Origin of the sequence: Corallococcus sp. Z5C101001, assembly GCF_007352635.1 — a bacterium.
In the GTDB taxonomy this organism is placed as follows: Bacteria; Myxococcota; Myxococcia; order Myxococcales; family Myxococcaceae; genus Corallococcus; species Corallococcus silvisoli.
The window spans coordinates 644,721-670,356 of sequence record NZ_VKLU01000001.1; the positions used below are offsets into that span (position 1 = coordinate 644,721).

General features: G+C 71.1%; 22 protein-coding genes. 10 read left to right on the top strand and 12 right to left on the bottom strand.

Annotated elements, in window-relative coordinates; translation table 11 throughout:
* Positions 1-8 precede the first annotated feature (8 nt).
* The 3 genes from FOF48_RS02730 to FOF48_RS02740 all read right to left on the bottom strand — a co-directional run bounded on the left by FOF48_RS02730 (position 9) and on the right by FOF48_RS02740 (position 1,786).
* Positions 9-551, bottom strand: coding sequence for a zf-HC2 domain-containing protein (locus FOF48_RS02730; protein WP_143898426.1), 543 nt, complete (start codon positions 549-551; stop codon positions 9-11).
* The gene (locus FOF48_RS02735) at positions 544-1,185 is read right to left on the bottom strand and encodes an RNA polymerase sigma factor (protein ID WP_143898428.1); all 642 of its coding nucleotides are present in this window, start codon (positions 1,183-1,185) and stop codon (positions 544-546) included. Before FOF48_RS02735 ends, FOF48_RS02730 begins: the two co-directional genes overlap by 8 nt.
* Before the next feature lie 118 nt (positions 1,186-1,303).
* Complete coding sequence (locus tag FOF48_RS02740; protein ID WP_143898430.1) at positions 1,304-1,786, bottom strand: PaaI family thioesterase; 483 nt, start codon at positions 1,784-1,786, stop codon at positions 1,304-1,306.
* Between the two features lie 142 nt (positions 1,787-1,928).
* On the opposite strand from FOF48_RS02740, the gene FOF48_RS02745 reads away from it, so the two are divergent.
* The 4 genes from FOF48_RS02745 to FOF48_RS02760 all read left to right on the top strand — a co-directional run bounded on the left by FOF48_RS02745 (position 1,929) and on the right by FOF48_RS02760 (position 8,807).
* The gene (locus tag FOF48_RS02745; RefSeq protein WP_143898432.1) at positions 1,929-4,253 is read left to right on the top strand and encodes an ATP-dependent helicase; all 2,325 of its coding nucleotides are present in this window, start codon (positions 1,929-1,931) and stop codon (positions 4,251-4,253) included.
* 145 nt (positions 4,254-4,398) lie between these two features.
* Positions 4,399-6,102 (top strand): DUF1592 domain-containing protein, encoded by a 1,704-nt coding sequence (locus FOF48_RS02750; protein WP_143898434.1) that lies wholly within the window; start codon positions 4,399-4,401, stop codon positions 6,100-6,102.
* Complete coding sequence (locus tag FOF48_RS02755) at positions 6,099-7,526, top strand: DUF1552 domain-containing protein (protein ID WP_143898436.1); 1,428 nt, start codon at positions 6,099-6,101, stop codon at positions 7,524-7,526. Before FOF48_RS02750 ends, FOF48_RS02755 begins: the two co-directional genes overlap by 4 nt.
* A gap of 99 nt (positions 7,527-7,625) precedes the next feature.
* Positions 7,626-8,807, top strand: coding sequence for a lytic polysaccharide monooxygenase (locus FOF48_RS02760; protein WP_143898438.1), 1,182 nt, complete (start codon positions 7,626-7,628; stop codon positions 8,805-8,807).
* Positions 8,808-8,885: 78 nt separating this feature from the next.
* Here the strand turns inward: FOF48_RS02760 and FOF48_RS02765 are convergent, their stop codons facing one another.
* From FOF48_RS02765 to FOF48_RS02775, 3 genes are read right to left on the bottom strand one after another with little or no spacing between them, the layout of a single operon-like run.
* The gene (locus tag FOF48_RS02765) at positions 8,886-12,140 is read right to left on the bottom strand and encodes a collagen binding domain-containing protein (protein WP_143898440.1); all 3,255 of its coding nucleotides are present in this window, start codon (positions 12,138-12,140) and stop codon (positions 8,886-8,888) included.
* A 37-nt stretch (positions 12,141-12,177) separates the two neighbouring features.
* Positions 12,178-12,558 carry a hypothetical protein gene (locus FOF48_RS02770; RefSeq protein WP_143898442.1) on the bottom strand — a complete coding sequence of 127 codons (381 nt, stop codon included), beginning with the start codon at positions 12,556-12,558 and terminating at the stop codon, positions 12,178-12,180.
* The gene (locus FOF48_RS02775; protein ID WP_143898444.1) at positions 12,555-13,427 is read right to left on the bottom strand and encodes a TIGR02587 family membrane protein; all 873 of its coding nucleotides are present in this window, start codon (positions 13,425-13,427) and stop codon (positions 12,555-12,557) included. Before FOF48_RS02775 ends, FOF48_RS02770 begins: the two co-directional genes overlap by 4 nt.
* A 241-nt stretch (positions 13,428-13,668) precedes the next feature.
* Here FOF48_RS02775 and purU point away from each other — a divergent pair, with 241 nt between their 5' ends.
* Entirely contained in the window at positions 13,669-14,532 is an 864-nt protein-coding gene (gene purU, locus FOF48_RS02780) for a formyltetrahydrofolate deformylase (RefSeq protein ID WP_143898446.1), read from the top strand.
* Between the two features lie 4 nt (positions 14,533-14,536).
* On the opposite strand, the gene FOF48_RS02785 is transcribed toward purU, so the two are convergent.
* The 4 genes from FOF48_RS02785 to FOF48_RS02795 are packed head-to-tail and all read right to left on the bottom strand — an operon-like array spanning position 14,537 to position 18,484.
* Positions 14,537-15,922 carry a hypothetical protein gene (locus FOF48_RS02785; protein ID WP_255441831.1) on the bottom strand — a complete coding sequence of 462 codons (1,386 nt, stop codon included), beginning with the start codon at positions 15,920-15,922 and terminating at the stop codon, positions 14,537-14,539.
* A gap of 8 nt (positions 15,923-15,930) precedes the next feature.
* Positions 15,931-16,734: a tol-pal system YbgF family protein gene (locus FOF48_RS36285; protein ID WP_161663809.1), complete on the bottom strand. Its 804-nt coding sequence runs from the start codon at positions 16,732-16,734 to the stop codon at positions 15,931-15,933.
* Entirely contained in the window at positions 16,731-17,372 is a 642-nt protein-coding gene (locus FOF48_RS02790) for an RNA polymerase sigma factor (protein WP_186001738.1), read from the bottom strand. The genes FOF48_RS36285 and FOF48_RS02790 overlap by 4 nt, the downstream gene beginning before the upstream one ends.
* Positions 17,369-18,484, bottom strand: coding sequence for a hypothetical protein (locus tag FOF48_RS02795; protein ID WP_143898448.1), 1,116 nt, complete (start codon positions 18,482-18,484; stop codon positions 17,369-17,371). The genes FOF48_RS02790 and FOF48_RS02795 overlap by 4 nt, the downstream gene beginning before the upstream one ends.
* Positions 18,485-18,841: 357 nt before the next feature.
* On the opposite strand from FOF48_RS02795, the gene FOF48_RS02800 reads away from it, so the two are divergent.
* The gene (locus FOF48_RS02800) at positions 18,842-20,110 is read left to right on the top strand and encodes an MFS transporter (RefSeq protein WP_143898450.1); all 1,269 of its coding nucleotides are present in this window, start codon (positions 18,842-18,844) and stop codon (positions 20,108-20,110) included.
* A gap of 3 nt (positions 20,111-20,113) precedes the next feature.
* Here the strand turns inward: FOF48_RS02800 and FOF48_RS37480 are convergent, their stop codons facing one another.
* The gene (locus FOF48_RS37480; RefSeq protein ID WP_268903911.1) at positions 20,114-21,199 is read right to left on the bottom strand and encodes a PQQ-binding-like beta-propeller repeat protein; all 1,086 of its coding nucleotides are present in this window, start codon (positions 21,197-21,199) and stop codon (positions 20,114-20,116) included.
* Between the two features lie 101 nt (positions 21,200-21,300).
* Here FOF48_RS37480 and add point away from each other — a divergent pair, with 101 nt between their 5' ends.
* Together add and FOF48_RS02815 are read left to right on the top strand one after the other, a co-directional pair.
* Positions 21,301-22,464: an adenosine deaminase gene (gene add, locus FOF48_RS02810; protein ID WP_143898454.1), complete on the top strand. Its 1,164-nt coding sequence runs from the start codon at positions 21,301-21,303 to the stop codon at positions 22,462-22,464.
* A 111-nt stretch (positions 22,465-22,575) separates the two neighbouring features.
* Positions 22,576-23,049 (top strand): hypothetical protein, encoded by a 474-nt coding sequence (locus FOF48_RS02815; RefSeq protein WP_186001739.1) that lies wholly within the window; start codon positions 22,576-22,578, stop codon positions 23,047-23,049.
* 70 nt (positions 23,050-23,119) lie between these two features.
* Here the strand turns inward: FOF48_RS02815 and glgC are convergent, their stop codons facing one another.
* On the bottom strand, positions 23,120-24,349 hold the full coding sequence (gene glgC, locus FOF48_RS02820) for a glucose-1-phosphate adenylyltransferase (RefSeq protein WP_143898456.1): 1,230 nt from the start codon (positions 24,347-24,349) through the stop codon (positions 23,120-23,122).
* 205 nt (positions 24,350-24,554) lie between these two features.
* On the opposite strand from glgC, the gene FOF48_RS02825 reads away from it, so the two are divergent.
* Positions 24,555-25,436, top strand: a complete 882-nt coding sequence (locus tag FOF48_RS02825) for a GGDEF domain-containing protein (protein WP_143898458.1) — start codon at positions 24,555-24,557, stop codon at positions 25,434-25,436.
* Between the two features lie 5 nt (positions 25,437-25,441).
* Complete coding sequence (locus FOF48_RS36290; protein ID WP_186001740.1) at positions 25,442-25,615, top strand: hypothetical protein; 174 nt, start codon at positions 25,442-25,444, stop codon at positions 25,613-25,615.
* Positions 25,616-25,636: the final 21 nt, after the last annotated feature.

Consider the following 25,636-nt stretch of genomic DNA (forward strand, 5'->3'; position numbering starts at 1 on the left):
GGGAGTCCTCACAGGGCGGCCGGCCGCGAGTTCAGCTCGACCTGGGACAGCCCGCTGGACGCGTCGTAGCGGGGGACCTCGCCCCGTCCACCCGGATGGTACACGAGCAACCCGCGCGCGCCCGCGGCCCGCAGGCAGTGCTCCTGCGTGGCCAGGTCCGGGCACGCCACCACGATGTCCCCGGGCGCTCGTTCGTTCTCCGCCTCCAGCACCGCCGCGACCGGGGCCTCCACGGGCGTCACGGCTTCGGGCGACGTCCGCCCTTCGGTGCGCAGCAGCAGGAACACGGAGGCGGCCAGCGCCACCAGGGCCGCGGCGGCGGCCATGGGCCGGTGCCAGCGCGCGGGCCGCACGACGACCGCGTCGCGGGGCGTGGCGGCGGCGACCTGGTACAGCTGCTCCTCCAGCAGCGCCTCTTCCTGGAGCAGTCGCGCGCAGGGCTCGCACGTGAGGGTGTGCACCTCCAGCTCCGCCTCGGCGTCGGGCGGCAGCGCGCCCAGCAGGTACTGCTCCGTGCGGTCGCGGGTGAGGTGGGGGGTGGGGCTAGACATGGTTTTCCTCTTCGAGCGCGGTGCGCAGCTTCTTGCGGACCTCGCACAAAATCTGTCGCACGCGCTGGACGGACAGCCCGACGCGGGAGGCGACCTCCGCATGCGGAAGTCCCTGGCCGTCACAGGCCAGGAGAAAGACGTTCCGCGCGCTCGGCGATACCTGCTCCAGCGCGTCGCGGGCCCGCGCGAGCTGCTCCTCCGACAGGAGGCGCTTCTCCGCGGACTGCGTGGGGTCCACCGGCTGCTGCCGCTCCGGCAGGTCTTCCACGGTGCCGTCCACCGACTCGCGCCGCGCGCGCCGGGCCTCGTCCGACGCGAGGAACGAGGCCTGCGTGAGCGCCAGGTGGGGCAGGCGAAGCTCCGCGAGCAGGCCCCGCTGCTGCTGTTGGATGAGGCGCGCCCACGTCTCCTGGGCCAGCTCCTGGGCCCGGTCCACCCGGAGGCCCCGGGCGAGCAGCGACACCACCACCCGGCGCTGGTGACGCGCGATGAGCGCGTCCCACGCGGCACGGTCCCCGGCCAGGGCCCGCTTCGACAGCGCCTCTTCGTCCGGCGTCGCGGGCGAGGGAGCCCTGCCTGCGTCCTGCCGTGACTGGAGGGTCGTCATCCCCAAGCCCTGTACGGCTGCATCCATGCCCTCGTCCTGTGGCCCGCCGCGGGTGTCCTCCGGGGACGTCGCGTGCCCCGGGCTTCTGGGGAAACGCGGCGCCAGGACGGGCATATCGACGAAAAGGGGCAAGGGTGGGGGAAGGTCAGTTGGTGGCGGGGCTCTCGCCGTTGGCCCAGGGTTGGGAAGAGACGCGCACGACGCCCTGGCAGCGGGCGCACACCCGGCCCTCTGCGTCCAGCAGCCTGGCGGAGGCGAAGAGGGTGGACGGGCCGCCATGGTCGATGACGGCCTCCACCCGGAGGTGGTCGCCGGTGGCGGGGCGCTCGAAGCTGGTGGACAGCTGGATGGTGGCGCAGCGGCGGGTGGGGTCCCGGAGCGCCGGCGTGCAACCGATGGCGAAGTCGAAGAGGGCGGAGATGATGCCGCCGTTGACGGCGGAGCTGCCCAGGCCGCCCCGGTGCTGGGCCTGCACCGGGGCCAGCGTCACTCGCACCATGCGTCCCTCTGGAAAGGACATGTGGGCGCCGAAGTGGCGCAGGGTGAGGCTCTGGTTGAACTGCTCCGCGAAGCGGTCGAGTTGGGCCTGGGACGGAGGCGCGGGAGGGGGCGGAGGGGTGTCGGACATGGCGGATGTCCTTCTTTTATACCCCACGCTCCCGCCCGTCCCGGGGGCGGACGGCCCAGCGGGCGCCAGGGGGCGGCGGAAGACCCCACATGGGCGGGCGAAAGACGTTAGAAGGCGGGGTTCTTCCCCTGGTGGAAACCCCGTGAACGCCCACGAATCCGTCCTCCTCGAAGACCTCAACCCGCCCCAGGCGGAAGCCGTGCTCCACGGCGACGGCCCGCTGCTCGTGCTGTCGGGCGCCGGCAGCGGCAAGACGCGCGTCATCACCCGCCGGGTCGCCCACCTGGTGAAGGTGCGCCGCGTCTTCCCCTGGCGCATCCTGGCCGTCACCTTCACGAACAAGGCCGCGCGCGAGATGCGCGAGCGCCTCACGCACCTGATGGGCGCCCAGGCCAACGACCTGGTGGTGAGCACGTTCCACTCCGCCGCCGCCATGATCCTGCGCCGCGAGGCGGAGGCCGCGGGCCTGACGCGGTCGTTCGTCATCTACGACGACGGCGACCAGCTGAGCCTCGTCAAGCGCGCCATGCGCGACGCGGGCGTGGAGCCGGTGATGCAGCCGCGCGAAATCCTGCACCGCATCGACCAGGAGAAGAACGCCGCGCGCCTGCCGGACGACATGCACGTGGAGCAGGACGACGTCCGGGGGCAGCTGGTCAAGCGCGTGTACGCGGGCTACCAGAAGCTGCTCCGCGCGGCGAACGCCGTGGACTTCGGGGACCTGCTGCTGCTGCTCGTGAAGCTCTTCCGCGACCGGCCGGACGTGCTGGAGCGCTACCGCACGCGCTTCACCCACGTGCTGGTGGATGAGTTCCAGGACACCAACCCCGTGCAGTACGCGTTCCTGCGGCAGCTGGCCCCGCCGCCGTCCGCGAACCTGGTGGTGGTGGGAGACGACGACCAGTCCATCTACCGCTGGCGCGGCGCGAACGTGGACAACATCCTGAACTTCCCCCAGCAGTATCCGGGCGCGAAGGTGGTGAAGCTGGAGCAGAACTACCGCTCCGACCAGAACATCCTCACCGCCGCGCACGAGGTCATCTCCAAGAACCCGCGCCGCATGCAGAAGAAGCTCTGGAGCGAGCGGCCCCAGGGAGAGCACCTGGAGCTGCTGCTCCACCGCGACGAACGGGCGGAGGCGCAGGAGGTGGCCCGGCGCATCCTCGCCGTCCAGCGCGAGGGCTTCATCAAGTTCTCCAGCATGGCGGTGTTCTACCGGACCAACGCGCAGAGCCGCGTGCTGGAGGAGGCGCTGCGGCTGGCGCGCGTGCCGTACACGCTGGTGAGCGGGCGCAGCTTCTACGACCGCGCGGAGGTGCGTGACGCGTCCGCGTACCTGCGGCTGATGGTGTCCCCGCGCTCGGACGCGGACCTCTTGCGCGTGCTCAACGTGCCGGCGCGCGGCATCGGTGACACCACCGAGGAGCGGCTGACGGACTTCGCCAACCAGGAGGGACTGAGCCTCTACGAGGCCCTGGGCGAGCGCCACCGCATCCCCGCCCTCAACGCCACCGCGCAGAAGCGGCTGGGCGGCTTCCATCAGCTGCTCCAGTCGCTGCACGCCTTCGCCCAGACGGCGAAGGACGCGGCGGGCGCGGTGGACCAGATGCTCAAGGAGACGAAGCTGGTGGAGACGCTCGTCGCCGAGGGCAGCGACGAAGCGCTCACCCGCGCGGAGAACCTGAAGGAACTCGTGGGCGCGGCCCAGGAGTTCGACCTGAAGCGCGCCTCGGACGCGGTGGCCTCCGCGGCGGCCGCCGAGGCGCGGGAGGAGGAGGCGCCGGAGGGCGTGGACTCCGCGCCGCTCACCGCGGACGTGCCGTCGCTCCAGGCCTTCCTGGAGCAGATCAGCCTGGTGGGCGAAGCGGACGCGGAGGTGAGCGAGGGCCGCGTGGCGCTGATGACGTTGCACGCCGCCAAGGGCCTGGAGTTCGACGCCGTGTTCATGACGGGCCTGGAGGAGGGCGTCTTCCCGCACTCGCGCGCGCTGAAGAGCGAGGAGCCCGACGGCGGCGAGGAGATGGCCGAGGAGCGCCGCCTCTGCTACGTGGGCTTCACCCGCGCGCGCAAGCGGCTCTTCGTGAGCCTGGCGCAGTGCCGCTCCCTCTTCGGCGAGCTCAAATACAACCCGCCCAGCCGCTTCCTCGCGGACGTGCCGCAGGCGCTCTTCGGCTTCAAGGAGAACGACCTGCCGCCGCCGCCCCGCGCCTCCGCCGCCATGCCCCAGCGCCGCCGCGCGTGGGACGAGGACGAGACGGGCCCGCGCGTCGACCGCAGCTATTCGCAGGCGTCCGACATGGAGGGCGTGGGCGGGGACGTGCGCGGCATGCGCGTGCGCCACGAACAGTTTGGTTCCGGGCGCATCATCTCCGCGGAGGGCAGCGGTCCCAACGCCAAGGTCACGGTGGAGTTCGGCGGAAACGTGGGCCTCAAGCGTGTCATCGCGCGGTTCCTCATCCCCGGCTGAAGGGTGGGTTCCACACCCCCTGGATCTCGTGTCGACATTTGTTTTCAGTGGCGATGTGACAGGGGGATTGCCCGGCCGGTGTGCGGATTGACATCCAAACGCATCCCCATTGGGATGGCCTCCAACGAACGGAGGCGCTCCCCCGATGGCGCGACGTCGACGATGGTGGAGTTCCGCGCTGCTCGCGGCCTCCGTGGGTTTGCTGGGTGGCTGTGAAGGGCAGATCCTGGACGCGGCGAAGCCCGGCGGTCCGGGCCCGGGCGGCGGTCCAGACGGCACGAACAATCCCCCGGCGGCGGTGGAGCAGCCGGCCCGTTCGGTGCGTGTCGCCCGGCTGACGCATGCGCAGTGGGTGAGCAGCGTGCAGGCGCTGCTGAAGCTGGACGCGCCGCCCACGGCGCTGGCGCAGACGTTCCGCGCGGACCCGTCCCAGAGCGGCTTCCTCTTCGACAACGACGCTCGCGCGCTGTCGGTGGACGAGGCGCTGTGGGGCGCCTACCAGCGCGCGGCGGCGGACCTGGCCGGACAGGTGGCCACGGACGCGACGAAGCTGGGCAGGCTGTTGCCCGCGGGCACCACCACGGACGAAGCGCGCGCGAAGGCGTTCGTGGAGTCCTTCGGCCTGCGCGCCGCGCGTCGGCCGCTGACCGCGGACGAGGTGGCGGCGTATCTGGTGCTGTACCGCAAGGGACCGGAGGCCTACCCGACGATGGCGGCCTTCCAGGGCGGCCTGCGGATGGTGCTGGAGGGCTTCCTCCAGTCGCCCCTGTTCCTCTACCGCGTGGAGCGCAGCACGCAGGCGGCGGACGGGAAGGTGCCGCTGGACGCGTTCGAGGTGGCGTCACGCCTGAGCTACGCGCTCTGGAACTCCATGCCGGATGACGCGCTGTTCGCCGCCGCCCGCGATGGCCTGCTGGCGAAGCGCGAGGGCGTGGCGTCCGAGGCGCGCCGGATGATGGCGGACCCCCGGGCGCGCGACGTGGTGAGCGCGTACCACCAGGCCGTCTTCGACGTGCCCCGCTATTCCATCATCCGTCCGAACACCACGCGCTTCCCCAACGTCACCGCGAAGCTGGCGGAGTCCGCGGCGAAGGAGAACACGCTCTTCGTCCAGGACGTCGTCTTCGGCCGCAAGGGGCGCTTCGCGGACCTGCTCACGTCGCGCGACACGTTCGTCAACGACGAGCTGGCGCGCATCTATGGCCTCACCGGGACGTTCACCGCGGACTTCGTCCCGGCGACGCTGGACGGTGCGCAGCGCCGGGGCGTGCTCACCCAGGTGGGCTTCCTCGCGTCGCACGCGACGTCGTTGGACCCGGACCCCATCCACCGCGGCGTGTTCCTGTCGGAGCACCTGCTGTGTCAGAAGATTGGCGCGCCGCCGGCCAACATCCCCGCGCTGCCCGCGCCCAACGGCCGCACCAACCGGGAGGTGGTGACGTCGCACACGGAGGCGCCCGGCACGGTGTGCGCCAGCTGCCACGCGACGCTCATCAACCCGCTGGGCTTCCCCTTCGAGAACTTCGACGCCGTGGGCGGCTATCGCACGACGGACAACGGGCAGCCGGTGAACGCCACGTCGGCGCCGGCCATCGGCGGACAGAAGGTGTCGGTGAAGGACGCGCTGGACCTGGCGGACGCGCTCGCGAACGCGCAGGCGGTGCACGAGTGCTACGCGCGCCACTGGGTGGAGTTCCTGAGCGGACGCCCCGCGGCCACGGAGGACGAGGCGCTGGTGACGCGGCTGGGGAAGCTGTCGCAGGCGGGGCAGCTGCCCATCGTCGAGCTGGTCGTCGAAGTGGTCACGGGCGTGGGCTTCGTGAACCGCCACCCGGAGGAGCTGCCGTGAAACTGAGCCGTCGACTCGTGTTGCAGGGCCTGGGTGGGGCCGTGTTGGGGCTGCCGGTGCTGGAGGGGCTGCTGCCCCGGAAGGCCCATGCGGCGGAGGCGGGCGCGCTGCCCTTCGCCATCTTCCTGCGCCAGGCGGATGGCGTGGCCGCCGCGCAGAGCACCACGGAGCTGGGCAACGAGCCGGAGCGCTTCTGGCCGGAGCCGTTGGGCAACCTCTCCACCACGACGCTCGCGGGCAAGTCGCTGGTGGAGCTGGCGGACCACCGCGCGCGCCTGCTGGTGGTGCGCAACGTCAACATGAAGGACTACAACTACGGGGACGGCCACGCCCGGGGCGCCCTGCAGGCCCTCACCGGACGCGGCCCCGCCGTGGAGGGCGTGGGCGGCGACTCCGAGGCGTCCGGCGAGTCGCTGGACCACCGCATCGGCCGGGAGCTGAACCCCCAGAAGCGCGACTCGCTCTTCCTCTACGCGGGGCAGGCCGGCGGCTGGCTGGGCGGGCCCTGCATCTCCCACCGTGGCAGTGCGTCGCGCCGGGCCGCGCTGCACGACCCGTGGGTGGCCTACCAGACGATGGTGGGCGGCCCCGGGGGCCTCACGCCGGAGGCGCGCGAGCAGCTGCTCGTGCGCCAGAAGAGCCTCAACGACCTGGTGTCGGGCCAGCTGAAGGCGCTCCAGTCGCGGCCGGAGCTGAGCTCCACGGACCGGCAGCGGTTGGATCTGCACCTGTCCAACGTGCGCGACCTGGAGGTGGCGTTGAGCTGCCGCGCCCGCGCGGACGAGGAGCTGCGGCTCCAGCAGCAGGCGCCCGGCTACAACAGCACGGACGGCGACGAGGTGCTGGCCACGGTGCGGCTGCACATGGACATCGCGGTGCTGGCGGTGGCGTGCGGCACCACGCGCTCCGTGGCCATCCAGGTGGGCAATGGCAACGACAGCGCCACGCGCTACCGGGACCCCACGACGGGGCAGTTGATGGAGAACTTCCACTACATCTCCCACCGCCGGACGTCGCACGACTCTTCGGGCGGCATCATCGCCGGGTCGGACGTGCTGCACTCGCGGGTGGACGCGCAGTTCGCCCGGACCTTCAACTACCTGTTGGACCGGTTGGCGGCGTACGTCCTGCCGGATGGCAAGAAGCTGGTGGACCAGGGCGTGTCCGTCTGGTTCAACGACCTGGGCAACGGGCCGGCGCACTCGGCGCGCAACATCCCCTTCATCCTGGCGGGCAGCTGCAACGGCTACCTCAAGCAGGGCGTGGCGGTGACGGCGTCCGCGGGCAACACCAACCCCAACCTCAACAAGATGCTCAACACGCTGGGCGCCGCGGTGGGCCTGCGCAACGCGGCCGGGGGCGCGCTGGATGACTTCGGCGACCCCACGCTTCCCAAGGGCCTGCTGACGGAGATGCTGGCCTGAGCGACGGCGGTCGGGCAGGGCGCGGAGGACTTTTTCGCGCCTGCCTTTGACCCGAATGGATGACGCCCTTCCTCCCTTCCTCGCGAACAGGAGGAAGGGATGTTCCCATCGATTCGCAGGGCCCTCTCAGCATCGCTCGCCGTCGTGTCCCTGCTGTCCGCCAGCCAGGCGGCGGCGCACGGCTCCATGGAAGTGCCCATCAGCCGCGTCTACGGCTGTTTCAAGGAGGGGCCGGAGAATCCCCAGTCCGCCGCCTGCAAGGCCGCGGTGCAGGCGGGAGGAACCCAGGCGCTGTATGACTGGAACGGCGTCCGGCAGGGCGCCGCCGACGGGCGACACCGCGAAATCATCCCGGATGGCAAGCTGTGCAGCGCCGCCAATGAGAGCCACAAGGGCCTGGACCTGGCGCGCACGGACTGGCCGTCCACGCTCATCACCCCGGACAGCAGTGGCCGCTTCGAGTTCGTCTTCCACGCCACCGCGGTGCACGCCACGGGCTACTTCCAGCTCTTCGTGACGAAGGAGGGCTACAACCCGGCGCTGCCCCTGAAGTGGTCCGACCTGGAGGCGTCGCCCTTCTGCAACGTCACCAACGTGTCCGCGGTGAACAACCGCTACCGTCTCAACTGTCCCTTCCCGGCGAACAAGACGGGCGCCCACGTCATCTACGCCATCTGGCAGCGCGCCGACAGCCCGGAGGCCTTCTACGCCTGCACGGACGTGAAGTTCACCAACACGCCGCCCCCGCCGACGTCGTGGAAGGAATTGGGTCAGGTGCAGGCCCGCGAGGACCTGCCCAAGGGCAGCAAGGTGACGTTCCGTCTCTTCGACAGCGCGGGCCGCGACGCGGAGTCCCATCCGCTGACGCTCGACGCGGCCACCCCGGCGGCCACGTGGATCTACCGGCTGGCGCAGCAGGTGAACGCGGTCTCCAGCCGCGTGCAGGTGGGCGTGCTCCAGACCACCGGCACGGTGAAGCCCTCGGAGGATGCGCTGGGCAACCGCGTGTATGGGAAGGAGACGGGCTACACGTTCCAGGTCGACATCGAGAAGCCGTCCACGGGCGGCGGCGGTGATGGCGGCACCGGTGGTGGATCCGCGCAGTACAAGTACCCGGCCGGCATCTCCAACTACACGGCGGGCACGCGGGTGGAGGGCACGGACGGGCTCATCTACCAGTGCAAGCCCTTCCCGTACTCCGGCTGGTGCCAGGGCGTGGCGCTGTACTACGCGCCGGGCACGGGCATCGCCTGGGCGGATGCCTGGGAGCGCGTCCCGTAGGCGGACGCACCCTGCCAGGAACCACGCGAGCCGCCTTGTCTTGGGAGAGGCGGCTCGCGGCCCGGTCTCCAGCGCGTCTCAGCGCGCGAGGGGCGTCCAGACCGGCTTCACTTCGAGGATCCGCGTGCCTTCGGCGGGCACGTCCAGCTCCTCGCGGTGGAAGCGGTCCTTGCCTCGGGTGCCGACGATGAGGGTGTAGTGGCCCGCGGGGACTCGGCTGAAGACGGCCGCTGTGCCGCGCCACTCCTCCACTGGGTGCTGCTGGAGGCGCAGGTGTTCGAGGGCCCCGACGTCGCCCGGCGCGGGGACCTGCCCAGGCATCAGGAGCGCGGTGTCCGCGTCTTCCGGGAGCCGCAGCTCGACGGTGGCGCCGGTGCCCAGGGCGTCGAAGGCGAGCAGGACATCGCCGCTCGGAGGAATCCGGACCGTGCGTGCTGGGAAGACGGCTTTGTTCTCCGTGTCAGAGGGGTGGGCATTCACGGTGTAGAGGTCGGGGGGAATGCCATGGAAGGCGAAGTCCCCAGGCTCGAGGTTGCGTTGGAGTGTCGTGCCATCGGAGCGGGTGAAGGTGAGCCAGGCCGCGAGCGGCTGGCCCTTTGCGTCCCGGACATGGCCTGTCACCCGGGCGCCAGGGTCGAGCGAGACGGTGATGCTCTTCTCCGCCGCGCCGACCGCCACGCGCAGCGGCAGGTGCATCTGGGTGCGCACTTCGAGCGTGAACGGCGTGGTCGGCACGTGCTCCAGCAGCAGCCCGCCGTCCTGCCATGGCTTCATCCCGGAGGGGCGCAGGTAGGGAGGCCCGTCCACGGTGCTTTCCCCGTGGATCCAATAGCCGATGGACACCGTGGCCCACTCCCCCGAGTTGTCGCGGACGCGCCCGTTGAACGGCTCGCCCGTCGCGGCATCGCGCAGGAAGACTCGCAGGGTCCTTCCTCGTGTCAGCGTGATCGTGCCCACGTCCACGTCTTCGCCTCCTACGGGCGTGATGATGCGATTCACGGTCGCGAAGCCCCTTGCCTCCACCACCAACCGCTGGGGCCCCATCGGCTGGAAGAGGGGGTGATCGAAACGGCCGCCCGACTCGTGTGACGAGCGGCCGTTCACCGCGAAGCCGTCCAGCGCCTCTCCTCCCTCCGCGATGACGGAGCCCCGCACATGGGGGATGCGCCGGAGCAACAGCCGGACCTCACCCGCGTCGCTGCTCACCTCCACGGTGTCCTCGTCCCCGGGGTGGATGCCCTGCGAGCCGGAGGCATCCAGGACGTGGCCTTGCAGCTTCACGGTGAGCATGTAGCGGGGCGCGCTGAGCTGGCGCAGGGTGAAGCGGCCTTCTGCGTCCGTGAGGACGCCCTCGGGAGGCAGGCCCATCCTGGGCGTCGCGGCGATGTAGTGGGGCTGGTCCCCGTCCGGGATGTCCGCGCGGATGCCCACGCCGCGAAGGGGCAGGCCCTGGGCATTCACGACCACGCCCCGCAGCGTGCGGCCCTCCCTCAGCCGCAGGGTGATGGCCGACAGCCCCTTGTCCGTGACGTCCAGCGGTTGCGTGACGCTCGGGTCCAGGGCCCGTCCCGGGACCGTCGCCTCCGCCACGTACGCCCCCACGGGGATGCCCTGGAGCAACACCTGCCCCTCCACGTCCGTTTCGCCGACCTGGGCGGCTTCCCCTCTCGCGTCGCGCTTCCAGAGCGTGACGCGCGCGTCGCCCACCGGGGCTCCCGCCGTGCCCAGGACGGTGACGGACACGCTCGCGCCCTTTCGTGCCACCAGTCGCCCCTCCCGTGAGGGGCGCTCCACCGGGAATCGCTGGGGGATGAAGGCCGCGTCCTGGACTTCGATCCACGCGGGCCCCTCCTCCGCCGCGCCCAGGACGAAGCGTCCGGCCGCGTCCGAGCGGGTGCTGTCCACGACGATGGCCTCGGCGGGGCTCGAGGCCTCGTCCAGGTGAAGCAGGAGCTCCCGGTCCGCGAGCGGCTGTCCCTCTTCATCGACGAGGACCCCCTCCACGGTGACGGCGCGCTGGAGGGTGAAGTCGAGCGACGCGGCGTCCTCTTCGAACTCCTGGTACTTCGGCTCGGTGGGGACATGGCGCGGGGCACTGGCGCCCACGAAGTGGGGCAGGCGATAGAGGGGCCCCAGCCGGTAATGGCCCTTCGCGTCCGTCACGGTCTGTCCGCGTGGCGACGGCGAGTCCTCATCGAGTCGCTGTGCCTGGACCCGCGCACCGGGGACCGGACTCCCGCTCTCGTCCCGCACGGTTCCTTCCACGAACAGGCCGGGGCCGAGCGTGAGGCGCAGGTCCTCGCGGGGCTCGGTGTGGATGTGCGCGAAGGCGCCGTGCTCCGTGGTCTCCACGAAGAGGTGCCCGGGCGGCGTGTCCACCGAACGGAAGGCGAAGCGCCCCTGCGCATCCGTGACGGTGGTGCGCCACGCGGGCGCGACGCTGGGCACGTACAGCTTGACGGGGAGCCCGGGCGCGGGGGCTCCCGTCGCCGTCACCACCTGACCCGCGTAGCGCGCGGAAGGGTCCAGGATGAAGGTATCGCTGCCGAGCGCATTGGCGCGGATGCGCAGCAGGGGGCTCCGGTTTCCCGCGGTGACGAGGATGGCGTAGCCCGCGGGTGGCACGGGACCGATCCGGAAGCGTCCGTCCGTGCCGCTGGTCCCAGGAAAGAAGCGCGTGCTCTCGCGGGAGAAGACGGTGATCCGAGCCTCCGGGATGGGCTCCCGCTCGGGAGGGGGATTCGTGACGATGCCCTCGAAGAAGAGGCCTTCCTCGAGCGCGAGCACCACGCCCTCTCGGCCCGGCGCCACGTGGGTTCGCATCGCCACGCCCTGTCCGCTGGTGGCCTGGAGCGTGACCTCCCCTCCCAAGAGCCCATCGAGGACGAAGGTGCCGTCCTCCGCGCTGAGGGTCTCCGCGACGATGGGTGCTTCGCCTTCGCGCAGGTCCACCTGTTCCACGAGCTCGTCGAAGGCTTCTTCCCAGCACTCCATCAGCCGGGGCGGAGCGCCACCGGGGGCGGCGGGCGCGCTGTCCGAAGGAGGGCAGGAGCGCTCCGACAGCGTCACCTCGGGCTCCACGCGGGAGGCGGACACGCGCGCCCCCGCGACGGGACCGTGGACGTCGCGCACGACTCCGCGGATGCGCCGCGAGTCTTCGTCATGCGACGTCAGAAGGCGCGGGAGGAACACTCCCCAGGCGCGGGTGTCGGCGTCGCGGTGGGGCTGGGGCGCGGAGGTGTCGGCGGTGCGTGAAGCCGGAAAGGACAGCAGCGCCACGCCCAGGCCGATGATGAGCACCCCTGCCCAAGACAACACCCTCTTCGCACGCATGCCCTGTCCCCCGTCACGGAGTCAGGATAGCAGCGCGTCACGGCGTCGCGAATCCCATCGCCCGGGCTTCCACGCCCTCGGGAGAGGGCGCCTCGCGGAAGGACACCCAGCCCTCGCGCTTCGAATGGCGCGGCACGTACGCCAGCACGAACTCCGTCTCCTCCTTCGGCGTGCGTCCTCCCCGCGGGGACACGCGCACGTGGACTTCCTCGGCCGCGGTGTCGCCGTGGTTCGTCACCGTGATGGGCACCCTCCATTCGCCGCCGCCGTGTACGGGCGTGCCCACCTGCACGGTCAGGTCCGGCGGACCGTGTCCTGTCGTCCACGCCTCCACCGCGAGGTAGCCCAGCACCAGCGCCACGAGCACACAGCTCGCCGTGAACACGACGCCCTCCAGCCAGTTCCAGGACATCCTCATGATTGGATGAGCAGCCTTCCCGCCGACGCGCCCAGCGTCGACGCCAGTCCCAGCACCACCACCTGCGCCACGCACACGCTGGGCCCGTTGCCGTCGAACCGGCCGAAGAACCACAGCACGAGCGCGCTGGACACGAGCGCGATGGCGTAGGTGATGACCGTCCCCGCCAGCACGTCCCGGCGCAGGCGGCGGCGCGTGAAGCGCTTCGCCCGGGTGAAGTCGCTCTGGAACAGGATGAGCCCGCCCAGCAACAACGACAGCATGGCGAGCCCCAGCAGGCGCCAGGGTGATGTCTCCACGGCGATCATCACGACCTCCTCCGTGGGCGCCACGTTGGCGGCGAACAACACCGCGCCACAGAACGCGATGACGAGCTGGCCGGGGACGTGATCCGCGGACTCCAGCCGCTTCCGGTCCTCCTCCGTCGCCTCTTGCTGGTGCTGTCCGCCCAGCTGCGCGGTGCCCACCGACACGCCGATGGCCACCGTTCCCGCCTCCACCACCGCCATGCCCACCGCCTCTGGCAGCGAGGTGCCCCGGGTGATGCGGCCAATGAGCACCAGCACGACCACCGACACGAGCAGCCCCACGCCCAGCTCCTCCAGCGAGTCGGTGAAGACGTCGAACCAACACACGTCCCGGCGGAAACCGCCGTAGCGGTTGTACCCGAGCAGCAGCACGTACGTGCCCAGCAGATAGCCCAGCACGTTGGCCGGATGGGACGTGAAGCCCGCCCACCAGACCTCCATCGTGTAGAGCAGCGGGAGGCTGAAGAGCAGGCCGCCCGCGATGCCGCGGCCGTACTCGCGCAGCGACTCCTGCACCGGACGGCGGCGGCGGGGCGCGTCGGAGGGACGGGCTTCGGCCATGACAGCCCAGAATCTAGGTTCGCTTCGCCGGGAGGGAAGTCTCCCCCACGCGGAATGCCACGGGGGTGGGTGGCTTCGCGCAAGGCCCGTGCGGCGGCGATGTCATCGCGAGGTGGACAGGCCTTCCGACAGCCAGTGAACGCCGCGGGCCTGGACGGGCGGTGAAGCGTCCTGGGCATTGGACACTCCCCGGTGCGCCGGGCACGGCGGTCGCGGGCCGGGGCTATAGTCGCCGCCGCCCATGACCGAGCGCCCCACCCAGTACATCCTCACGCTGTCCTGTCCGGATCAGCGTGGCATCGTCCACGCCGTCTCCGGATGGCTCGCCGAGCACGGTTGCAACATCCTCGACAGCGCGCAGTACGGCGACCCGCAGACGCGGCTGTTCTTCATGCGCGTGCACTTCGCGGATGAGCTGGCGAAGACCGAACCCGCGGCGCTGCGCGAGGCGTTCGCGGTGCTCGCGCCGCGCTTCTCCATGGACTGGCACCTGCATGACGCGGCGGTGAAGCCCCGCATGCTGTTGATGGTCTCGAAGATTGGCCACTGCCTGAACGACCTGCTGTATCGCTACCGCAGCGGCATCCTGCCGGTGGAGATTCCGGCCATCGTGTCCAACCACCGGGACTTCTACCAACTGGCTGCGTCCCACGACATCCCGTTCCATCACCTGCCGGTGACGGCGGAGAACAAGGCCCAGCAGGAGGCGCGGCTGTTGGAGTTGGTGCACGAGCAGCGGGTGGACCTGGTGGTGCTCGCCCGGTACATGCAGATCCTCTCGGCGGAGACGTGCGATGCGCTGCGGGGGCGGCTCATCAACATCCACCATTCGTTCCTGCCCAGCTTCAAGGGGGCTCGGCCCTACCAGCAGGCGTACGACCGGGGCGTGAAGCTGATTGGCGCGACGGCCCACTTCGTCACGGGCGACCTGGACGAGGGACCCATCATCGAACAGGACGTGGAGCGCGTGGACCACACGCTGTCGCCCGAAGCGCTGACGGCCATGGGGCGCGACGTGGAGAGCGTGGTGCTGGGCCGCGCGGTGACGTGGTTCGTGCAGCACCGCATCCTGCTCAACGGGCACAAGACCGTCGTGTTCCGCTGAGGCGCTAGCCGTTGGGGCACGCGGCGCCAGCGGTGAGCACGTCCGCGTCGTGGTGCACCCGCACCGCGCCGGATGCTTCCAGGTGGCGAACGAAGAAGGACCCGAAGACCTCCGCGTTGCCGCTCAGGTTGAGCGCGGCCTGGGGCGCGTAGAGGTTGCCGGCGAGCGTGCTGCCGGCGGAGATGTCCAGCGCCTGCGTGCCGGCCACGTAGACGCGCACGCGCGAGGGCAGGGCGGAGGAGCCCAGCGTGAGCTGGCCGGATACGAGGAATCCCCCCGCGAGGAACAGGTCCAGCTCTCCCGGGGGCTGCACGTCCACGGTGAGCGCTTCGAGCAGGTTCACGCCGCCGGGGATGAACAGCGCGGTGCGGCCTCGGATGCGCAGCGTGGCGTGGCCGGGGCCGGCGACGCGCGTGAGCACGAAGCGGCCACACGGGAGCTCCAGCACGCGCTTCCCGGTGACGTCCACGAGGGCCGCCGGGTCCAGTCCGATGGCGGCGTTGTCGTTGTCCACGGTGTGGTGGGCGATGAGCGCGCCCGGATCGAAGCGGGACGCGGCGTCGCACGCGCAGGGGACGACGGACGCGACGGGCTCGCGGCGCAGCTCGGCGGCCTGGGCCGGGCCGGGCGTGAACTCCGGGGGAAGGGTGAGCACGCCGCCCACGGTGAACGCCGCGAGGGACACGTCGCCGTTCACCCATGCATCGCCGGCGACAGTGGCCGAGGTGCCGGGACCGGCGAGGGGGCCATTGCTGTGCAGGCTGCCTCCCACGGACAGGGGATTGCCGAGTTGAAGGCTGCCCACCTGGAGTGAGCCGCCCACCGTGACGCGGTCGTTCGCGGCGAGGCCACCATTGACGCCCACGTCGCCGCCCGTGCCCCCGGGAGTGTAGGGGCCCACGGTGCTCCGGAACGCATCCGTGGCGAATGGGGCGCTGAGCGACAGGCCCTCGCAGGAGCAGGCCGCGCGGCGGAACAGCGTCTGCGCGAGACGGCCGCTGCACAGCAGGGGGCCCGCGGCGGGATCCCCCAAGAGGAGGGGCGGTCCACTGTTCGCGCAGTGCTCGGCCCAGGCGTCCGGGATGTCGCCTCCGGCATCTGGAGAATGCAGCGTGGCGACCGGATCGCTCAGGGTGCATGCGGCGCTCAGCAGCGCGGCCCAGGGAAGGGCGCGTGCGAGGCCACGCTTCGTGGACGCGGCGTTCGTGCCGTGCTTCGCGGCCGCGAGTCCCATGCCGAAGACGTGCATGCCGAGCTTCGTGGAGGCGGCGCTCGCGCGATGCCTCGAGCCCGCGAGTCCCATGTCGAAGACGTGCGGGCCGAACTCCGTGCAGGGGAGGGCGCTTGGGGCCCGCCGTGAGCCTTCGGGCCGCATGCCGGTTGCGCGCATCCCGCGCATCATGGCGGCGACAACTCCCGCAGCCGACCGCGCGACGCGGCGCTCAGCGGCGAGTCGGGATGCAGCGCCAGGAACTCGCCCAGGGCCCGGGCCTCCGCCTCCGTATCGCCCAGGGCCCGGTGCGCTTCCGCCACGCCGTGGCGGGCCTCCGGATCCAAGATGCCCCCGGGCTGCAACCGCACCGCGTCCTGGAACTGCCGCAAGGCCCCGCGCGCATCTCCCAGGTGCTCCAGCCGCAGCGCCCCCGAGGCCACTCGCGCGACGTACGCGGCCAGGGACGACGGCTCCGCGCGGATGACGCGCAGGTACAACCCTTCCGCGTCCCTCCACTTCCCCTCCGAGCGAAGCGCGTTCGCCTGCCGCAGCAGGTCCTCCGGCTTCGACGACTCGCGCACGGTGAGGGTCGGATGGGCGGGGTGGGGATGTTCGATGACGAAGGGCTCGGGCGGCGCCTGTCTGGGCAGCGGCACCGGCTCCAGCGTGGCGATGCGCGTCGGCTCGGGGACGTGCGGCGTCAGCACCTCCGGCACGGGCCGCGCGGGCTGAGAGAAGTGCCACACGGCGGCGGCCGAGGCCCCGGCGAAGACGAGCGCCGCGCCCGTCATCAACCAGACCGGAGGCCGCCTGCGCCCGCGAGGCCGCTCGGGCACGTCCTGCACGAGCGCCGCGTCCAGCGCCGCCTGCACGAGCGCGCTCGAGCGCTGCCGGGAGAGCCGCCGCGCCGGTCCACTGCCGTCGTCCAGCGGGCGCAGGAGGTCGTCCACGGGCTCCGCGTCACCGTCGTCGGGGGGCAGGGGACTCATGCCGTTTCCCCCTCTGGTCCTTCCGCGTCCGAGGCCAGCGCGCGCAGCGCGGTGCGTCCCAGGCGCAGCCGGCTGCGCACGGTCTCGAAGGGGACGCCCAGCTCCGTCGAAATCTCCTGCACGCTCAATTCCAGGACGTGGTGCAGCACCAGCGCGTGCCGCTGCTCCGTCGAAAGCCTGTCCAACAACGTCACCAGGTGCCGGCGATGCAGGTACTCGTCCGCCGGCGCTTCGTCGGACGGCACCGTCAGCAACTCCACCGGGTCCTCACTGTAGCGGGCCTCGCGCCCGCGAGAACGCTTGAGCCACGCGAACGTGGTGCGCACCACCACCCGGTCCACCCAGCCGTGGAAGCGCCCCTCCCCGCGATAGGTGGGCAGGCCTCGCACCAGCGCGATCAGTGACTCCTGGGCGATGTCCTCCACGTCCGAGTCTCCCCGCACCAGGTAGCGCACCAGGTTGCGGACCCGGGGCAGCAGCTCCAGGAGCAGGGCTTCCGTCGCGGCGCGCTGACCCCGCACGGCCGCCGCCAACCGGGCGTCCTCCGCTTCCCGGGAGGCGACGGTCGCCTGTGAGCCCGAACTCCTCATGTCCCCCAGGGAGGGGGGCCGGCGCGAAAACGGGTCATCGGTGCTCATGGAAACATCACCATCCCCACTCCCAGCCGGGGCCGCACGGACCAGCCGTCCTCTCGAAGCACGAAGCCGCCCTCCACGGAGTAGCCCAGCCGCGGCCGCCCCAGGAGCACCTCCCCGGACAGCGCCGCCTCCAGCGCGAGCGCCGGTCCCAACCGCCACGCCACCCGCACCGCCGGCCCCACGACGAACGCCGCCAGCAGGCGCGAGGGCGCCGGCTCCACGTCCTGGGACCGGGCCTCCGTGCGCCGCCAGAAGCCCGCCACACCCGCCCCCAGTCCCACCGTCCCCTCCCAGCTCCCCGCGGTCGCGAAGGGCACGTCCGCCCACACCAGCGCCGCGCCCTGCCCCAGCTGGAGGTCCGTGTACGCGTCGCGAAGGTGCACGGGCCGCGCCGCCAGCACCTGCGCGCGAAGCCGCAGCACCCGGCCCGCCCACCCCGCGCCCAGGGACAGGCCCTGCTGCCCCCCGGAGTGATACCCGTCCAGCGCGGCGTGCAGCCCCACCTGGAGGAACGCTCCCTCGGAGGAGGGCATCGGAGCCGCCACCACCGGAGCCGCCGCCACCGGAGCCGCCGCCACGGGGGCTGGAGCAGGCGGAGGCGTTGGCGGGGGCGGCTCCACGGGAGGTGGGGGTGGGGGCGCGACGAGCTCGCCCAGGGGCTCACCCGCGTCCACCGCGCGCAGCGCCGAGCGCACCGTCAGCGCCAGCGCCTCCGCGCCCACGGACCACGTCAGCGTCTTCGGCGCTCCCTCCACCCGCGCGGTCCGCACGAACAGGTGCCCCGTCCGCGGGGCCGCCACCGACACGCTGAGCTCCAGCCCGTCCCGCCTGAACCACAGCACCGCGCGAGCGTCCTGGCGCGCCGCCATCCGCTCCGCCTCGCGCCACGCCCCACCGGGGCTCATCTCCAGGGCGGGCCCCACCTCCACCTCGAACACCACCGGCAGGTCGCTGCTCTGTCCTCGCACCCGCTCCAGCAGTGCGCGGTCCTCGGCCGCCCCCACGCGCACGACGGCCCGCCACGGCCCGGCCGCCCACGCGGGGCTGCCCATGGCCAGCAACACGCCCAGCCCCACCACGCGCTGCCACGCCACGACCTCCAACACGGACATGCTGTAAAACCTACCTTCCAGGGAATTCTTCTGGAAGCACCCCTCCGTGTGGATCGGCTGGCACCCCCTGGCGGGGACGCCAGGAGGGCGGAGCCCACCCTGCGCTGTCCTCCCGGGCCTGGCGCGGCTCCTCGCTGCTCCCGGGGTGGGGAAGTCTGCCCCCAGGCAGCGGATGTCTGTGTTTCACGCCGCGCCCGGCATCACCGCGCGGCCTCCCGCCTCCGGGTGTCTGTGTTTCACTTCCAGCGAAGTCCGAGCCCCCGCGAGACATCCCTGGCGGGCAGGCGCCCTCGGGAAAGGCCTCCCGGAGGAATCCAGGCTTGCCACGGGCGCGGCGAACGCTCCTAATCGCACGCCATGGCACGCCTCCGGGATTTGCGCGCGGTCCTGAACCTCACCGTCCTCGTGGCGGGTCTGGGGTACTTCGTCGATCTCTTCGACATCACGTTGTTCGGCGTGGTGCGGGTCGCGTCGCTGAAGGACCTGGGCCTCACCGACCCCGCGGACATCCTCCAGAGCGGGCTCGTCATCTACAACGCGCAGATGGCGGGGATGATGGTGGGTGGCCTCTTCTGGGGCGTGCTCGGGGACCGGCGGGGGCGGCTGTCGGTGATGTTCGGCTCCATCCTCCTGTACTCGGTGGCGAACCTGCTGAACCCCTTCGTCTGGGACGTGCCCAGCTATGCCGTGTGCCGCTTCCTGGGCGGCCTGGGGCTCGCGGGCGAGCTGGGCGCGGCCATCACCCTGGTGGCGGAGTCCCTGCCGAAGGAGAAGCGCGGCCTGGGCACCACCGTCGTCGCCACGCTGGGCATGCTGGGCATCGTCGTCGCGGCGCTGGTCGCCCAGCACCTGCACTGGAAGGCGGCCTACGTCACGGGCGGCGTGCTGGGGCTCCTGCTCCTCTTCGCCCGCTTCAAGGTGTCCGAGTCCGCCCTCTTCGCCCAGAAGGCGGGCCCCGCGAAGGGCAACGCGCTGCTGCTCTTCCAGGAGGGCCGCTTCCTGCGCTACCTGGGCTGCATCCTCGTGGGCGTGCCCATCTACTTCACCACGGGCATCCTCTTCGTCTTCGCGCCGGAGCTGACGGCGGGGCTCCACGTGCAGGGCACGGTGACGGCGGGCAACGCCATCCTCTTCGGCAGCATCGGCCTGACGCTGGGCGACCTGCTGTCGGGCGTGCTGAGCCAGTGGCTCCAGAGCCGCAAGCGCGCGGTGGGCTTCAGCCTGTGCGCGTGGTTCGCGCTGGTGCTCGTGTACGGGCTGATGCCGGGCCTCACGCCCACGCTCATCTACGTCTTGAGCTTCTTCATCGGCCTGACCGTGGGCTACTGGGCCATGCTGGTGACGATGGCGGCCGAGCAGTTCGGCACCAACATCCGCGCCACGGTGGCGACGACTGTGCCCAACTTCGTGCGCGGCTCCGCGGTGCTCGCGGCCAGCGCCTTCGGCTACCTCAAGGGCCACCTCACCGTGGCGCACGCGGCGCTCGCCGTGGGCTCGGTGTGCTTCGTCCTGGCGCTCGTGGCGCTGTCTCGGCTGGCGGAGACCTTCCACCGCGACCTGGACTTCGTGGAGTCGTCGGACGCCGCCGCGGCGGGCGCGGACTCGCGGCCCGGCTCCGCGGGCTAGCCGTCAGCGAGGAGGCGGCGCCCGCAGGCGCCACGCGAGCACCCGGCCGTCCAGGCCCAGCACGAACACCCGCGGCCCGCGCACCACCGGCCGCGTGCGCAGCGGCGTATCCGCGCGCACCGTGAACGCCTGCGTCCAGCCCGGGGCCTTGAGCGCGACCAGGCGGCCCTCGTGCCCGGACGTGGGCACCAGCAGCAGGTCCTCCAGCCCCACCTGCACCCGCCCCACCAGCGGGGAGGGCAGCTCCACCCGCGCGACCTCCCGGCCCTCGGAGGTGGACAGGCCCACCACCGACGAGGGCGCGGCCCCCAGCCACAGCGCGCCCAGCGCTCGGGCCGGAGGTCCCGTCACGCCGTCCGCGAAGGAGTGTTCCCAGCGCGTGCCGCCGTCCTTCACCGCCAGCGCCAGCACCCGCCCCGGGCGCGTGGCCACGAAGACGGTGTCGCGCTCCGAGTCCATCCCCACCACGTCCTTCACCGGCAGGGACCACCGCGCCGCGCCGCTCTCCGCGTCCAGCGCCCACACCCCGGCGTCGCCGAGCGCCACCACCAGCACCCCCTCCACCAGCACGGGCGCGGGCGGAGGCGAGGGCGCCACCCCGGGCACGGGCAGGGCGACCGCCGGGGCCCCGGCATCCCCTTCCGTTGCCCTGGGGGCCGCGGCCTGCTGGGGCTTCACCGCCGGCCGCTTCCAGCGCACCTGGCCGGAGTCCACCGCCAGGGCGCGCACCGAGCTGTCTGGAGCCACCAGGAAGACGGTGGTTCCGGCGCCATCCACCACCGGCGGCGTCAGCACGGGGGGCTCGCCTCCCAGGCGCCAGCGCTCCTTGCCATCCTCCAGCGCGAGGCAGACGACGTCGCCCACCACGTTGCCCGCGATGACCCCGTCGCCCGCGACGGCGGGGGCCACCGCCACCTCCCGGCCCAGCCGGGCGGTCCAGACCGGTTGGCCCTCCCGGTCCAGGCGCAACACCGCGCCGGCCTCGTTGCCCAGCAGCACCCCGTCCGCCAGCGCCGTGAGCCCGGTCCGCGACGAGGCGTCGCTGGAGAACTGGAACGCCGGGTCCGCCGGGGACCGCTGGCACGCCATGACGGCGAGCGTCAACGTCAGGCAGGGTACCAGGAGCGGGCGTGGACAGGCGCGAGACGGCATGGTTTGGGAGAGGATGACGCAAGCGAGGAACTTCGACCATGCCCACGATTCGTGAAGACGAAACCCCCAACGCCACCGGCATCCCCTCATCCGCCCGGCGCTCGGACATCATCCCGCCCCCCACGCTGGCGGTGACCGAGGAGCTGCTCCACGCGCTCCCCAAGACGGACCTGCACTGCCACCTGGACGGGTCCATGCGGCTGAAGACCATCCTGGAGCTGGCCGAGGAGCAGAAGATCAAGCTCATGGCCGACACCGAGGACGGCCTCGCCCGGGCCATCCACATGGGCCAGGTGTGCAAGAGCCTGGAGGAGTACCTGGTCGCGTTCGACGTGACGCTCTCCGTCCTCCAGACCGCGGAGTCCCTCTACCGCGCCGCCTATGAGCTGGCCGTGGACGCCGCCGCGGAGAACGTGCGCTGGCTGGAGGTGCGCTACTCGCCCGCGCTGCACCTGCAGAAGGGCCTGAAGATGACCACCGTCATCGACTCCGTGCTGGAGGGCCTGCGCGCCGCCAAGCGCGAGACGGGCATCAAGTGCGCCGTCATCGTCTGCGGCATCCGCCACATCAACCCGCAGACGTCCATGCGGCTGGCGGAGCTCTCCGTCGCGTACAAGAACCGCGGCGTCGTCGGCTTCGACCTGGCGGGCGCGGAGGCCAGCTTCCCGGCCAAGGACCACCTGGACGCCTTCCGCCTCATCCTCAAGAACAACGTCAACTGCACCGCGCACGCCGGTGAGGCGTTCGGTCCGGAGTCCATCTCCCAGGCCATCCACTCCCTGGGCGCGCACCGCATCGGCCACGGGACCCGGCTGCGCGAGGACGGGGACCTGCTCAACTACGTCAACGACCACCGCATCCCCATGGAGGTCTGCCCGTCCTCCAACGTCCAGACGGGCGCGGTGTCCTCCCTGGATTCGCACCCGCTCAAGTTCTACTTCGACTACGGCCTGCGCGTGACCATCAACACCGACAACCGCCTCATCACCGACACCACGGTGACGAAGGAGCTGTGGCTGGCGCACCGCCAGCTGGGCCTGTCGCTGGAGGACCTCACCACCGTCATCGTCTCCGGCTTCAAGAGCGCCTTCATGCCGTTCCGGGAGAAGCAGGACATGCTGCGGCAGGTGAACCAGGAGATCGCCACCACGCTCGCCGCGTTCGAGAAGCGCCCCGTCGCGGCCATGCGTCAGCCGGCCTGACGCTCCGCCACGCCCCTTTCTGTCGCCTGGGAATCCGCCGGGCGACAAAAGGGGCGCGGTGTCTGGCTTTTGGCTGGCGCGCGCGGCCTGGGGCTGGGTGGAATGCGCGCCATGGACGAAACCCCAGGCCTTCCCCCGACGCCGGAGTCCGAACTCTTTCGCGCCAAGGCGGCTCGGGACCTCTCCGTCCCCGCCATCCTGATGATGGTGATGGGCGGCATCTGGGTGCTGTATTCGCTCTTCGGCCTGCTGGCGCAGGCGGACACCGCCTCGCAGATGGCGGCCCTCGACAAGGTGCTGTCTCAGTACCCGCCCGACCTCCAGGAGAAGCTGCGCGGCTTCGTCGCCTACTCCAGCGCGCCGGGCTTCCGGGTCCTGACCCAGGTCCCCATCCTCGTGCTCAACGGGCTGGTGGTCTTCGGTGCCTGGAAGATGAAGAACCTCCAGAGCTACGGGCTGGCCATGACCGCCGCCATCCTGTGCTGCATCCCGTGCTGCGGCCCCTGCTGCTGCCTGGGGCTCATCCCGGGCATCTGGTCGCTCATCCTCCTCAACCGCCCGGACGTGAAGGCCGCCTTCACCTGAGGACCCCGTCGCGCGTGGGGCGCCCCGGCCCGATGTCCGCCGGGAGCGCCCGTCGCGTGCGGCCCTTCGCTCAGGTGACCTTCATCCCCTTGGGGATGACCACGACGCCACCGGAGGTGACGTGGAAGCGGCGCTTGTCCTCCGCCGTGTCGTAGCCAATGGTCATCCCGGGCGGGATCTCCACGTTCTTGTCGATGATGGCCCGCTTGATGCGGCAGCGCCGGCCGATGGTGACGTTCTCGAAGAGGATGGAGTCCTCCACCTCCGAATACGAGTTCACCCGCACCTTCGGCGACAGCACGGAGCGGTGCACGCGGCCGCCGGAGATGATGCAGCCCTCCGCCACCAGCGAGTCCGTGGCCATGCCCACGCGCTTGTTGTCCCGGTCCGCGAAGACGAACTTCGCCGGCGGGTAGTTGTTGGGCTGCGTGTGGATGGGCCAGCGGTCGTTGTAGAGGTTGAACGTCGGGTCCACCTCCACCAGGTCCATGTTGGACTGGTAGTACACGTCGATGTTGCCCACGTCCCGCCAGTAGCCGCGCTCCTTGTCCTCCTGGCCGGCCACCGTGTTCTGGGCGAAGTCGTACACGTACACGGGCTCGTGCTTGTACAGCTCGCTGATGATGGACTTGCCGAAGTCGTGCGCGCTCGTCTCGTCCGCGGCGTCGCGCACCACCTCCTTCACCAGCGTGTCCGTGCTGAAGAGGTAGTTGCCCATGGACGCCAGGCACATCCTCGGGTTGCCCGGCATGGGCGGCGGGTTGCGCGGCTTCTCCAGGAACTGGAGCATCCGCCCGTCCGGGCCCACGTCGATGATGCCGAACTCGTGCCCCTGTTCGATGGGCACGGGGATGGCCGCCACCGTGCACGCCGCCTTCTGCGCGATGTGGAAGTCCAGCATCTTGCGGACGTCCATCCGGTACACGTGGTCCGCGCCGAAGACGAAGATGTGGTCCGGCTCCTCGTCCGTGATGATGTTGAGGTTCTGGTAGATGGCGTCCGCGCTGCCCTTGTACCAGTCCAGGCCGGTGCGCATCTGCGCGGGCACGGCCTCCACGTAGTGGCCCAGGAACGCCGTCATCCGCCACGCGCGCGACAGGTGGTTGTTGAGCGAGTCGCTCTTGTACTGCGTCAGCACCTTCATCCGGTACACGCCGGAGTTGGCGAAGTTGGAGAGGACGAAGTCGATGATGCGATAGCGGCCCCCGAACGGCACCGCGGGCTTCGCGCGCTCGCGGGTGAGGGGTTCCAGGCGCGTCCCCGCGCCTCCCGCCAGGATCATGGCCAGCAGCTTTGACATAGGTCCCTCCCACGTTAGCCCCAGGCCGCCTTCCCACAATGCCCGTACGGGCCCTGCGACGCTTTCCGTTGAGTGCCGAACCGCATGGGGGATGGGAGTGAAACGACCTCTTCGTTTCCCAGCATGTAGGAGGAGGGGCGCAACCCGCTGCGTCCTCCCGGCTTGCGTGGCTTCCCCGGACCTGGCGTGCTAGCGTGGAGGGGCGATGTCTGGCGACCAAACGCGAGTCACCAAGATCTCCAGTCTCACCCCGGGACCCGAGCGCGGCACCGAGTGCTGTCTCGTGCAGATCCACGGACCGGAGCTGGGCAAGAAGTACGTGCTGGAAGAGACCGAGTTCACCATCGGTCGCGACCAGCACAACCACATCGTGGTGGACCTGGACAACGTGTCCCGCCGCCACGCTCGCATCTGGGGCCGCCAGGGGAAGATGTTCGTGGAGGACCTCCAGTCCACCAACGGCACCTACCTCAACGACCGGGAAGTGCTCCAGGCGCAGCCCTTGCGCAGCGGGGACCTGGTGAAGGTGGGCGGCTCCATCTTCAAGTTCCTCGATGGCGACAACATCGAGACGCAGTACCACGAGACCATCTACACGCTGACCATCGCGGACGGCCTCACCGGCATCAACAACAAGCGCTACTTCCTGGAGTACCTGGAGCGGGAGATGGGCCGCTCGCACCGGTACCAGCGCACGCTGTCGTTGATGATGTTCGACATCGACCACTTCAAGCAGATCAACGACGTGCACGGCCACCTGGCCGGCGACTACGTGCTGCGGGAGCTGGCCCAGTCCATCAAGCGGCTGGTGCGGCGCGAGCAGTGCTTCGCGCGCTACGGCGGCGAGGAGTTCGCCATCGTCATGCCGGAGGATGGGCCGGACAAGGCGCGCCTGTTCGCGGAGAAGATCCGCAAGCTGGTGGAGGACAAGCGCTTCCTCTTCGAGGACAAGGACATCCCGGTCACCATCTCCCTGGGCGTCGCGGAAGTGGCGTCGGAGATGTCGGAGCCGTCCCAGTTCATCAAGGTGGCGGACGCGAACCTCTACAAGGCCAAGAAGTCCGGCCGCAACCGCGTGGTGGGCTGAAGTCCATGGCGGCGGAAGGCGGCGGTCCTTCGTTCCTGGCCCGGCTCATCCTCGTCCTCCTGGGCCTGGGCTTCCTGGGCGCCGCCTGGGCGTGGCACCAGAAGGACACGGACCCCGCCGTCGCCCGGCTGGTGGAGCGCGTGAGCGGCGGCCGGGTGCACGGCGCGGCGGACCCGTAGGGCGTCCCACCGCGCCGCGGC